The 12,859-nt window shown below is 66.8% G+C and carries 8 protein-coding genes; 2 read left to right on the plus strand and 6 right to left on the minus strand.

Features of this window, described 5'->3' with window-relative positions:
* The first annotated feature begins 139 nt into the window (after positions 1-139).
* Together GFY24_RS03980 and GFY24_RS03985 are read left to right on the plus strand one after the other, a co-directional pair.
* Entirely contained in the window at positions 140-1,729 is a 1,590-nt protein-coding gene (locus GFY24_RS03980) for an adenylate/guanylate cyclase domain-containing protein (RefSeq protein ID WP_309230440.1), read from the plus strand.
* Positions 1,730-2,000: 271 nt separating this feature from the next.
* Positions 2,001-2,462, plus strand: a complete 462-nt coding sequence (locus GFY24_RS03985) for a hypothetical protein (protein WP_153803632.1) — start codon at positions 2,001-2,003, stop codon at positions 2,460-2,462.
* 189 nt (positions 2,463-2,651) lie between these two features.
* Here the strand turns inward: GFY24_RS03985 and GFY24_RS03990 are convergent, their stop codons facing one another.
* From GFY24_RS03990 to GFY24_RS04015, 6 genes are all read right to left on the minus strand, one after another.
* Positions 2,652-4,748: a thioredoxin domain-containing protein gene (locus GFY24_RS03990; protein WP_309230441.1), complete on the minus strand. Its 2,097-nt coding sequence runs from the start codon at positions 4,746-4,748 to the stop codon at positions 2,652-2,654.
* A gap of 689 nt (positions 4,749-5,437) precedes the next feature.
* On the minus strand, positions 5,438-6,118 hold the full coding sequence (locus GFY24_RS03995; protein ID WP_309230442.1) for a TetR/AcrR family transcriptional regulator: 681 nt from the start codon (positions 6,116-6,118) through the stop codon (positions 5,438-5,440).
* Between the two features lie 154 nt (positions 6,119-6,272).
* Positions 6,273-7,358 (minus strand): TIGR03857 family LLM class F420-dependent oxidoreductase, encoded by a 1,086-nt coding sequence (locus GFY24_RS04000; RefSeq protein WP_153803633.1) that lies wholly within the window; start codon positions 7,356-7,358, stop codon positions 6,273-6,275.
* Positions 7,355-8,464, minus strand: a complete 1,110-nt coding sequence (locus GFY24_RS04005) for a phosphotransferase family protein (RefSeq protein WP_153804134.1) — start codon at positions 8,462-8,464, stop codon at positions 7,355-7,357. The genes GFY24_RS04000 and GFY24_RS04005 overlap by 4 nt, the downstream gene beginning before the upstream one ends.
* A 175-nt stretch (positions 8,465-8,639) precedes the next feature.
* Positions 8,640-11,111 (minus strand): glycoside hydrolase family 3 C-terminal domain-containing protein, encoded by a 2,472-nt coding sequence (locus tag GFY24_RS04010; protein ID WP_153803634.1) that lies wholly within the window; start codon positions 11,109-11,111, stop codon positions 8,640-8,642.
* 234 nt (positions 11,112-11,345) lie between these two features.
* Positions 11,346-12,857: a carboxylesterase family protein gene (locus GFY24_RS04015; protein WP_309230443.1), complete on the minus strand. Its 1,512-nt coding sequence runs from the start codon at positions 12,855-12,857 to the stop codon at positions 11,346-11,348.
* Positions 12,858-12,859 lie beyond the last annotated feature (2 nt).

Raw genomic sequence — 12,859 nt, forward strand, 5'->3', positions numbered from 1 at the left:
ACTCACCGAGCAATTACTCACAAACGTGCACTCGGGGCCGAAAGGTCTCTAAAGTCCTGAACAACAGCAGCCGGACGAACCCTAGGCAAAACACCGCTATGACACCACCGACCGTCGCCTCCGCGACGCCCTTGGCGACGTGATCAGCAGACTCATTCTGTGGGCGCTGCGTGCGCGGTGGGGGTTGTCGATCGTCGTCATGGCGTGCAACCTCAGCGGTCTCGCGGTCATCACCACCGAACTCTGGCTCAGCGGATTCTTCGGCCGCCTCGGCTCGGATTGGGTGAGCACCTTCGTACAGGTCGCCATCTATCCGAGCATCGGCGCGGGCATCGGCATCGCGCTCGCGGTGCGGGACCGGCAACGCAATTTCGGCTGGCTGGATCAACGCCGACCGCCTACCGAGGCCGAGGCGCGGCGACTGCTACAGGTACCGCTCGCGGTCACCTTGCGCGCGCTCGCCATCTGGGTGCCCGGGGTGATCATCGCGGCGGCGCTCATCGCGCATGTGACACCGGACCGCGACTTCGCGGTCGTGCTGGCCATGTTCACGCTCGGCGGGCTGGAATCGGCGGCCCTGACCTATCTGATCGTGGACCGGTTGATCCGGCCCACCATTCCGGTGGTGGCCGAGGTCCTCGATGACACCGCGCACTGGAGTTCGACGGTGCTGATGCGGGTGCTGGTCACCTTCGCGGTGGTGGGCGCGGTACCGCTGTTCATGCTCATCACCGTGCTGGCCGATCCGTCGTCGGAGTACACCGACCGCGTTCGCACCGCCATCTACCTTGCGGTGGTCGGGCTTTCGGCGGGCGCGGTGGCCACGGCGGCACTGGCGCGCGCGGTCGCCACTCCCATGCACACCCTGCGCGATGCCCTCGACCGGATCGCGCGCGGCGACCTCGATGTGCGGGTGCCGATCGGCAGCACCAGCGAGATCGGGCGACTGGAGTATTCGGTCAACGAACTCGCCACGAATCTGCGTGAGCGCGAACGCATGCGGACCGTCTTCGGCCGTCACGTCGGTGAGGAGGTGGCCGCGCGGGCGCTCTCCGGTCCGGACGATATCGCCGGAGTCACCAATCTGACCGGTGATACCCGAGTGGTGACAGCACTTTTCGTGGATGTCACCGGATCGGTCGCGCTCGCCACCGAGCTCGCACCGCACGACTTCGTCACCAAACTGAATCGACTGCTGTCCATTGTGGTGGCCGCCACGGAGGAGAACCACGGGCTGGTCAACAAGTTCGAAGGTGATGCGGCGCTGTGCATTTTCGGTGCGCCACTCGCCTTGGACGACAATGCCACCCCGGCATTGCGCGCCGCCCGCCGCATTCGCGATGAGGTCGCCGACGCCGGTGAACTCGATATCGGCATCGGTGTGGCGCGCGGCGTCGTCTTCGCCGGGGATGTCGGCGCGGACACCCGCCTGGAATTCACCGTCATCGGCGACGCGGTCAATGAGGCCGCCCGCCTCACCACCGAGGCCAAACAGGTGCCGCGCCGAATTCTGGCCAGTCAGGCCGTTATCGACGCCGCCGCCGAGTTCGAGCGCAGCAAGTGGGAGCTGCGCGACACCCTCCACCTCCGCGGCCGCAAAGAGCCCACTCCATGCTGGACCGATACTCCGTCCCGCACGTCAGCCCGCCGCAACGGCACCGCCCCGCAGGCCGAGCCGCAGTCGGCCGCACTCCCGGCGACCGCCGTCGACCTGGCAACCGATCACTAGTCATTCACGCACGGCATTCACGAGCTCGATGGAATACGGAAAGCGGCAAATCAACCTACACATGCCCCGGACTGTAGGACCGCGCCGAAGCCCGGGGCAATGGAATATGCGGCCATCAAGATCAACGGGACCTGACCGTGTTCGCTACTCGGCCGATGCCACGGTCAAGTCCCGGTGATCACTTGACCAGGGTTGTGTACTACCGGGGGATTAGACGGATCGGTACCTGCGGGGGATTCGGCGATGGGGTGTGGGGGATCACGCTGGGGAAATGACCGAAGTCAGTGCTTCGCATCGTATCCCCGGCGCGCCGGAAACCGTTCCTGCGCCGCTACTTTCACTCGCTTACCGGGCTATCGTCGTCGCCCTGCTGGCGGGGGTAGGTGAGACGGTGGTGCAGGCCGCCACCGCGCTCGCCGACTCCGATGGTGGTGGCATCGTCTCCGGACTGCTCATCCGCAGCGCCATCTACCTCACCGTGCTCACCGTCGCGGTCCGTATGGCGGCCGGAATCGTTTGGGCGCGAATCGTTCTCATTATCGGCCTGGGCATCGTCGGCTTGGCGTCACTGGTCATCGAACCGATCAGCGCGATGGCCTCCGGGGGCATCTCCATCGACTGGAGCATCAGGACGGTAGCCATCGGCGTATTCCGCACCGTGCACATCATCGCCGTGCTGGTCGCCGTACCCGCCATGGTGCGCGCGGGTTTCCAACTCCGGCACCGCCCCTGAGCCCCCTCCCTCGTCATCCCGGCATGCTTTTAGCAGGAGTCCACACCGGCTGTGCTCCAACGAGTTTCGATGGATCCCGGCCGAAAACGCGCCGGGATGGGGGCGAGTTCAAGCGCACGAGGCTCACCGCCCGGCCGCGCCGCGACCGTCGAACACCGGGTTGCAGCGCGGCCCGCACCTCCGCGACCGTCAAACGGGGGGTTGCAGGGCGGCCCGCACCTCCGCCACCGTCGTGACCGGGAGATCGCACACCGAGCCGCGGCAGACGTAGGCGGCGGACAGGTCGTCCACCGGTGGGCGGTCGGCGAGCAGCGGCTGGGAATCCTGGTCGCCGGAGACGATTACGGTGCCGCCGGGTGCGGCTACTCGCGCCGCGGTGAGCAGGCAGGCGGCCCAGCCGTCCAGGTCGGCATCGCCCGCCGAGACGGCCACCTGGATGGGGCCGCGCAGGGCGGCCTCGGCGACCGTGAGCCATTGGCCTGCCGAGCGCGGTGCCCGGGCCAGCAGGACCGCGCCGCGCGTGAGAGTTCGATCGGCCAGATCCCGGTAGCGGAGCGCTTGTTCCGGGTCGCTGAGGGCGGCGGCGGTGAGCAGGGCGTCCGCCAGAACCGAAGTGCCGGAAGGGGTTGCGCCGTCAACCGGATCACGGGGGCGGGTCACCAGGGTTTCGGCGTCATCGGCGGTATCGAACCAGCTGCCGGGATTCTCCGGGTCGGCGAAGTGGGTGACGGCGGCATCCAGAATGCGCTGTGCCGCCGAAAGCCAATCGCCACTGCCGGTTTGATGCAGCGCGAGCAATCCCAGTGCGAGCCAGGCATAGTCCTCCAGCACACCGGGCGCGGTCCCGGCGACGCCGCCGAGCGAGGCCCGGCAGGGCCGCCCGTCACGAACATGCACCTCCAGCAGGAAGTGCGCGCAGTTCTCGGCGGCGGAGATCCACACCGGATCCAGGTGTGCCGCACCGGCTTCGGCGAGCGCGACAATCGCCATGCCGTTCCAGGCGGTGACCACCTTGTCATCGCGTCCGGGTTGCGGGCGGCGCCCGCGCGCCGCACTCAGCAGGGCCCGAATGCGCTCGAGGCGTTCATAATCCGCGGCCTCCGGATCGGAGTACCGGGTGAGCACAGAGGTACCGTGCTCGAAGGTCCCCGCCGTCGTGACGCCGAAAACCCCTGCGGCCCAAGCCCCATCGATCGCGCCGAGCACCCCGTTCAATTCCGCCGGCGTCCACACATAGGTGGCACCCTCCACCCCCGCCTGCCCCGGTTCCAGGTGGGTATCGGCATCCAGCGCCGACGCGAACCCGCCCTGCTCGGTGCCCAGATCATTCAGTAGAAAGCTCACGGTCTCCCGAGTCACCCGCAATGCCAACGGTTCCGAGGCATCGGGTGCGGCCAGCGGGTCACGCCAGGGTGCGTCCTCGCCGTCCTGCGCCCGCCGCGCGAGATGCGAATACACCCGCAGCAACTGCGCATTGTCGTAGAGCATCTTCTCGAAGTGCGGCACCACCCAGGCCGCGTCCACCGAGTACCGCGCGAACCCACCCCGCAACTGATCGTAGATCCCACCCCGGGCCATAGCCTCCGCCGTGAACGAAACAGCCTGCCGCACATCACTGTTCCCGGTGCGCTCGTAATCCCGCAGTAACCCCTCCAACAACGCAGAAGGCGGAAACTTCGGCGCCCCACCGAATCCCCCGTGCTGAGCGTCCAAATCCTTCAACACGGCCGCGACGGCATGATCCAGCAAACTCCCCTTCAACTCGACCGTACTGTCCCGCAACCCCGCGGTCTGCTGCCGCAACGCCTCCCCCACCTGCCCCGCAACCTGATCCACCTCATCCCGCCGATTCGTCCAGGTATCGGCCACAGCGGTAAGCAGCTGCGTAAACGAGGGCATCCCCTGCCGAGCCGTCTTCGGGTAATAAGTCCCGCAGTAGAACGGCTCCCCCGCCGGCGTCAAGAAACAGGTCATCGGCCACCCACCCTGCCCGGTCATGGCAACGGTGGCATTCATATAAACCGCATCCAGATCAGGCCGCTCCTCCCGATCCACCTTGATACATACAAAGTTCGCGTTCATCAGCGCCGCGGTATCCGCATCCTCGAACGACTCATGCGCCATCACATGACACCAGTGACATGACGCATACCCGATCGACAACAGAATCGGCACGTCCCGCGCCGCCGCCTCCCCCAGCGCAGCAGCATCCCACTCCCGCCAATCCACCGGATTGTCAGCGTGTTGACGCAGGTAAGGCGATGTCGCACCAGCCAATTGGTTCACAACCGTCAACCTCCTATGCCGAGACAGCACACAACAAGCTCCGCCACTTCGCCCGATCCGCGCGACTCGGATTTGCCAGAATGGCAAAACCTGTCCCGCCACCACACCGCTGACTCATGGGCCGTCACCTGAAGAGTAGTGCGCCATCACATGACGAGTGGCGTCGTCCGCTTCCGCGCCGCACCGGCCGGGGGTCGGAGCTGCTCCGGGGTGATGCTACGGCCACCGACTGGTGTTCACAGCCGCAGCATCACCGCACGGCGGCTACTACTACTTGGAGGAGAAGGAGATTCAGATGGGTCTGACCAGTTGGAAGGGCAGCATCGTGCGAACCATCCGGAATTTCCGGATAGTTGCTTCCATCACACACTCGCCGTCGGCGTCGAAGGTCTCTTCCATCCTGATATTTCTCCTGTTTTCGCGTATGGCAGAGACACCGAGAGCTGCCAACAGGAGAAATCCGACAAACCACAACCCGAACACCGAACTAGTCAGCGGGTTGTCGTAGCATGTGGGAACAACAAGGAACGTCCGCCAAGACACTTCCAAGCCCTGCTGGAGTTCACCTCTGGCAGGGCCTCGGCGTATCCAGGGACCGATATTCGCGGTCCCGCCGTGAATCGTAGATGGTATGACCAACACCAAACCGTACCCGCGCGACGATAGGGCGCAACACGATTGCCCGCTGCTCAGCTCAGGTATGCCACCAAAGCGTCCGCGAGGGTGCGGCGGGCTACGTCGAGTTCGGTGGTGAAGCCGAGTTCGCGTTCGTTGCTGAGGCCGCGTACCGCGGCCGGGAGCAGGCAGCGGACCTGGTAGAGCTTGTCCGGGTCGAGGTCGAGGCCGTTCATCAGGTAGTCGAAGCCCTCGATCCAGTCGTGTTCGCGGGCGGTGAGAGCCGCTGCTGTGCGGGGGTATTCGGCGATGATGTCCGAACGTTGCGGTGGCAGCAGGGTGCGCAGGGCGGTGAGGGCTCGGCCCTCGGTTGTCTCGAGGTAGATCCAGACGGAGTCGATGGCGGCCTGGACTCGTTCGCGCAGCGATCCGGTCAGGGCGGGCCATGGGCCGGGGTTCTGTGCCCAACTGCGCGCGTGGATCTCGGTGACCACGGCGACCCACAGGCCGTCCATGTCACCGAACTGGTGCTGCACGGTGCCCCAGGTGACGCCGGATTCCTTGGCGATGCGGTTCGCGGAGACCGGCTCACTGCTGCCCTCGGCCAGACATTGAATGGCCACGTCGAGTAGTCGTGCCCGGGTCTCGCGGCCGCGCTTGTTCAGCCGCGTACCTGCGGCCGACTCGGTGACCGGGGTCGGGACCGCCACCAGCCACTGCGCCAAAGCGCGCGCGGCCTGCGGGGATTCGCTCACCGGAACCGTCGCGGCGGGTAGGCCCGAATCGCGTCCCGGTGTCCGCCGAATACGACGGGCACCGGGACGCGAGGGTCGCGTATCGGGACGAACTCCTCGGTCATGTGCGTACGACGCTCCCGGGCTGCATGCGGCAAAGACTACCGGGGGCCGTTCAGGCGAACCGTCCGGGATTCACCGCGACGGCCCGGCGCAAGGTCGGCCGATCGGCGCGATAGGCCGCGACAACCGGTGCGAGTTCCTGCGGGGTCGCGCCGTGCATGATGACCGAGTCCACGCCCAGATCGAATTGCCGCGCAACGGTTCTCGCGCAGTTCTCGGGGGATCCCGTCGCGGCCGCGTCCAGCCATTCGGCGGGGATCATCGCATCGAGTCGCTGCAGGGTTTCGACCGATGCGCTGGCGTCGATGGGTCCGGCGGCGGCCGCGTTGGCGTACAGCTCGGTGGCCCGCATCCGCTCCCATACCGCGGGGTCCCAGCCGTTGGCGTGGACCAGCACGTCCGCGTAAGCCTGCAGATAGGTCGCGAGCCGCCCGGCGCGGCGCCGCAGCCGATCCTCTTCGGGCAGGGTGTCGCTGACCGTTGCCAGACAAGCCCAGATCCGAACACTGTCGGGATCCTTACCCGCCCGCTCGGCCCCGCGGCGCACCGCCGCGACCGAGTTCGCGGTCGCCTCATCGGAGAAGAACGTATGCAGCACAACGAAATCGCAGATCTCGCCCGCGAGCTCCATCGTTTTGGGTCCGACGGCGACCATACCGATGGGCGGTGCGTCGGCCAGTCCGTTCACGTGCCGCAGCATCGGCCATTTCCCCGCGGGCCCATCGTGATTGAGAATGATCTCGCCGTCCCACAGGCGGCGCAGGATGCCGATGAAATCGCGGAGCCGGGCCTCGGTCACCACCGGCAGGCCGACCGCCTGCCAGTAGGCGCCCATGCCGCGGCCGAATGCCATGGCGAAGCGGCCGTCGGTCAGTGCGTGCATGGTCGATCCGATGGTCGCGGTGACCGTGGGATGCCGGGTGTGGTGGTTGGTGGAGGGGGCGATGCCCAGCTCGGTGGTGCAGCCCGCCAGCGCACCGGACAGGACTCCCGCGTCCTTGACCGTGAAGCGCTCGCCGACATGGCAAGAACCCAAGCCGAGCTCCTCGGCCGCGCGCGCCTCACTGAAGACCACTTTGGCGTCGGCCGGATGCCGGGTCACGGCGTAGTAGCCGAGTTCGTTCAGTTGGTCACTCATGGTGTCCCCGTTCCCAATTCGTTCACGAGACGCTCGAACAGCGCTCGGTGATGCATGAGCGTCTCGATATCGTCGGGGCGTTCGATCTCCCCGAAGTGGATGGACCGCGCGCCGGTACGCATGAACAACACGCCCCAATTGACCGCGCTGTGCACGTGATACCAAGTCAGGTCACCGATTTCGGCGCCGGTGAGCTCGCGATAGGCGGCCACGAGATCCTCTTCGCGCATGAAATGCGGCATACCGGGAAGTCCGAAGTTCTCGGTGATCGACTCGAAGGAGCGGTGCGCGAAGATCAGCCAGGACAGGTCCAGTTCGCGCGGGCCGAGGCTCGCCATCTCCCAGTCCAGGACGCCGACCGGCTCGAAGTCCTCGTACATCATGTTGCCCAGCCGGGCATCGCCCCAGACCAGCACCGTTTCGGTGGTTTCCGGCAGGTTGGCCTCGAGCCAGCCCAGCGCTCGCTCGATCAGCGGCGACGGTCCCAGGTCGCGCGCGGCGAACTCGTACCACGAGCGGGTGCGGGCGAGATGCCGAGCCAGCGCGGTCGTCCCGGGCTGCTCCGGATTGAGGAAGTCGAAGACCTTGTCCGCCTGCGGGATCGAGTGCAGGCCCGCAAGGGCTTTCACGGTGTTGTCCTGTAGCCGTCGCTGCTCTTGCGGCGAGGCTTCGAAGAGCCAGTTGCTGCCGAAGTTGTAGGGCATCAGGTCCGGCGGGACCACCCCGCCGAGACGGTCCATCAGGAAGAACGGTGTACCCAGCACCTCGCCCGTCGGTTCCATGAAACTCACCCGCGGCACCGGGACATCGCTCAATTCACCGATCAGGCGCATCGTGTCGTATTGATCCTGCAGGCGGTAGCTCTCGTAGACCGGGAAGTCCTGCGCGGACGGCACGGCGCGGGCCACGTACGCGGCGGTGTGCCGAGCCCCGTCCGCCTCCCAGGACACGTCGAAACTGAGTGTCTCCGAAGACATTCCGTTGGCGTCGATACTGGAATGCAGGGTGACCGCGGGATCCGCGCCGGCCGGGAGCTTCGTCGCGAGCCAGCCGGCCAAAGCGGCGGGCACACCGGTCCGGTCCCGGCTGGTGCGTTGCAGCTTCATGTCATCGGGCGGTTGAGCGTCCGTCACGTTTCCTCCAGATGTCCCGTGCGGTAACGACTGCGTCAACGATCGGGGCTGGAGGCCCAATTGTCAATGAACCCTCTCAAAGAATTATCCAGGCGCGCGAAGATAGTCGGGCCGATGCATCAGACGAGTTGGGTCACAGCACCTTTCGTCATTCGCCGCCCACCACGAATTTCCCGAGGTGAATGGTGGTGGCGATGCGAGGGTCGACTATCGAGCGACCGGTCAGTAGTTGCCAGGTATTCGCGGGAAACACCCAATCCTGTGCCGCCTCGTCCCAGATCTGGGCGGCCCGGCCGGGAATCGGGAGGTCGACCGAAACATGTTGCCCCGGTCCGGCTTCGACCACCGCGAAGGCGGCGAGGCGCTGTTCCCGCAGGTCCGCGGAGCCTTCCCGGTTCGGGGCGAGATAGGTCTGGATGGTCTCGCGGCCGGCGCGCTCGCCGCTATTGCGAATGCGAACCGTCAGCGTGCCGAGGTCCGCACCCTCCGGGGTCGCGGTGAACTCCGCGGACTCGTACTCCCAGGTGGTGTAGCCGAGGCCGTGCCCGAACCAGTAGGCGGGCTCGGCCGAAAGTCGTTGCCAGGCCCGGTATCCGATGTGGGCGTCCTCCGTGTAGACCAGAGTGCCGTCGGTGGGGGTGACATTCGAGACCGGCGAATCATCAAGGTGCACAGGCCAAGTGGTGGGCAATCGCCCGCCGGGTTCGGCGTGGCCGAGTAGGACGTCGGCGAGCGCGGCCCCACCCTCCTGCCCGGGGAACCAGGTCAAAAGGATCGCCGCGGCATCGGATGCCCACGGCATGTGCACCGGTGAGCCGGTATTCACGACCACGATGGTGCGGGGGTTGGCGGCGATCACCCGTGCGACGAGTTCGTCCTGACGTCCGGGCAGGGCCAGCGAGGTGCGGTCGAAGCCTTCGCTCTCCACCTCGGCGGTGGTGGCGACCACGACGATGGCGACATCGGCCGAGGCAGCCGCGGCGACGGCCTCCGCGATCAAAGCCTCCGGATCGATATCCGGTTCCCGGTGCCCGAGACCGAGTTTGGCGAACGGCAGCGGCAATTCGGACACCATCGCGTGCCGCAGTTCGATCGATATCCGTTGTCCCGCTTCAAGTTTCACCTCGACCAGCACTTCCGGAGGGTTCAGGAACGCCGTGGGATCATCCTTGGCGGCAATGGTGTCGTCGAAGCGCACCTGCCCGGCAACGTCCAACCGGAATTCACCGACGCCCGAAACCGTCAGGGTGTGCACTCCGGTCGTCTTCGGTGTGAAAGTGCCGCTGATGACAATGGCGCGCAGCTCTGCCGGCGTGACACCATCCGGGTAGTCACCGATCCACTCCAGTGCCGCCTCCGGCAGCGGATGGTCACCGAGCACACGGTCGTCCTCGCCGAGCAGTTGCACCCGCAGCTCGAAACCGGTTGCGGCGGGCGGGATCTTGACGCGGGGGTCCGCGCCGACCGCGTACACCAGCTCGGTCTGCGCACCCAGTGCCGACCGCAATCCGTCCAGCGGCGACACGATATGCGGCGGGAAGACCTGTGCGCTACCGCCGCCCAGGACGCGAGCATGGTCGGCGGCGTGCCCGATGAGCGCGATCCGGTGCACCGGCGCCAGCGGCAGCACATTGTTCTCGTTGCGCAGCAACACGATAGAGCGCTGAGCGATTTCGCGGGCCAGTGCTTCGCCGTCGATCACCGGCGGCAGATCCGCCGCCGCGACGGCCGGTTCGGCGCCCGCCAGGGCTCCGACCCGGGCTGCGAGCCGGAGCACATTGCGGGCCATCTCCGCGACCGTGTCCTCGGGTACCGTGCCCGCTCGGACCGCGTCGGCCAGTGCCTGCCCGAATACGGCGAACGGTCCGGGCATCGCGATATCGAGGCCACCGGTGGCCGCACCGGCGGTATCCCGAGCGGCCAGCCAATCGGAGACGATCGCGCCGTCGAAACCCCATTCGCCGCGCAGGATGTCGTTCTGCAATTCGCCGTGCTGGGTCATGGTGGTGCCGTTGACGCCGTTGTAGGCCGCCATCAGCACCCAGGGCTCGGCCTTGCGCACGACCGTCTCGAATGGAGTCAGATACAACTCCCGCAGCGCCCGCTGCGATACCCGCACATCGACCGAGAAGCGTTCGGTCTCGGAGTCATTGGCCACGAAGTGTTTCGGCGTGGCCGCGACCCCGCCCTCCTGCACACCGGTGACTACCGCAGCGCCGATCTCGCCGGCCAGCAGCGGATCCTCGGAGTAGCACTCGAAGTGCCTGCCGCCCAACGGTGTCCGATGCAGATTGAGCGTGGGCCCGAGTACCACGTGCACGCCCTTGCGCCGGGCTTCCTGGGCGAGCAGTTGCCCGGCGCGGCGCGCGAGCGCCGGATCCCAGCCGGCGGCCAGCGCTGTCGGGCTGGGCAGCGCGATGGACGGGTCCTCCGGACTCCAGCGGACTCCGCGCACTCCGATCGGCCCGTCGGACATGACCAGGGAGTCGAGGCCGATCTCCGCGAGGGCGGGCAGGGTCCACATGTCCTGTCCGGCCACCAATAGGCAGCGTGCGTCCAGGTCGAGGGCGGACAGTGCGCGTTCGACCACTGCCGCCCGCTCGGAATCCCGATCTGTCATGGCTCGTCCCACTCCTGGTTCCGCGGCAATCCGCATCGGTGCGCTGTTCGTGACGAGTATCGTCAAACTACCGAGCGTTCGGTAGGTACCGTTACCATTGCGTTATCAACTGCCGATCTGTCGGTGCCAGCACCCGCCCACGCGGCGAACCGCGGTGACCATGAGATCACCGCGGTCGTAGGACAGGATCGAAAGAGCTTGGTATCAGTCGGATTTCAGCCGCGACACCCGCGGCTACCGGGTCCAGACCGGGCGCTGCGCGGCGAACGGGTCCGAGACGACGCGCGACTCGGCGGACCACATCATGGTCGGCCGCTCCGCGAGGTTGTACCGCGGCCAGTTCGCGCCCGGATCGCCATTGCGCACGAACGAAACCCACGCGCCGTGCATGGCATCGGCCAACTGCTGCGGCGGCTGCCCGGTGCCGTTCAAACGGTCGACCCCCTCCGCGTGCAGCAAATCGAAGGAGAACGGCAGATCACTGCAGTGCACGGACTGGCCGTGATACTGCGAACTCGGGTCACCCCAGCCGAATTCGTAGAACCAGGTGGGCAGGCCCCTGCTCGCCCGCGCCTCGGCGACCCGATACGCCCCGGCGCGCAGCACCCGGTCACTGAGCACCTGACCGAACAACTCGCTATCGGACAATCCCGGATAGGCAGCGTGATACGCGGCCACGGTGGGCAGATCCAGTCCGGTCGCCAGCAGCGCCGGGCCGGTGGCGGCAGCGGGAATCGGCAGCATGTCGACCACGGCGTTCATCTCATGCTTGGTAAAGCCCATCATCAGCGGAATGTCCGGGCCACCGCCCATCTGCGTGCTGGATTCCGGGATCAGCGTGCCGTCCACGTAAGGCGCGAAGGTCATCAGCGACGGATGCGTCAGCAGGCCCGCTCCGTCCTGATTCGCTTTGTCCTGCAATTGCTGCATCTCGTCATCGGAGACATCCCGAAGTGCGGCCGCGGTGGCCGGTCGGCCGGTGCGCTGGGTGAAATCCGCGGCGATGCTCAGGGCGGTCGCGCGATCGTTGGGCTGATTCACCGCACCGGAGACGCTGATTCCGGCCCGGAACAATCCGCGCGCGGAGGGCGTGCCGAGCAGGGCCCAGACCGCACCGCCACCCGCGGACTGACCCGCGATGGTGACCTGATTCGGATCGCCGCCGAACGCGGCGATATTGTCCCGCACCCACTGCAGACCCGCGATCCAGTCCAGCACACCACGATTCTCCGGCGCGTCGTCCAGATGCATGAATCCTTCGACACCGAGCCGGTAGCCGATGGACACCAGCACCACACCGTCACGATTGAACGCGGCCCCGTCGTACCAGGGGCTGGCATTGCAGCCCGCGGTGAAGCCGCCACCGTGAATCCACACCAGCACAGGCAGTTTCGCGCCCCCGGACGGATCGGGGGTGAAGACGTTGAGGTTCAGGACGTTGTCGCCCGGGATGACCGGCTCGGGAATGGTCGTCACCGTGGTGAGCTGTTTGCGCTGTGCGGTCGGCCCGTAAGCGGTGCAGTCGCGTACCTCGCCCCACGGTGTGGCCGGTACCGGTGCGGCGAACCGCAGGTCACCGACCGGTGGTTGCGCGAAAGGGATTCCGAGATAGGCGCATCCGGTATCGCGGCGCAGGCCCCGCACCGGTCCGGAGCCGGTACGGACGATGGGCGCGGCGGGTGCGGCCAAGGCGCGCGCGGGCGCGAATACGCCCGCCGCCGCCAATGCCGCGGCACCGAACAACACAG

The organism is Nocardia sp. SYP-A9097, from assembly GCF_009649815.1.
Taxonomy (GTDB): domain Bacteria; phylum Actinomycetota; class Actinomycetes; order Mycobacteriales; family Mycobacteriaceae; genus Nocardia.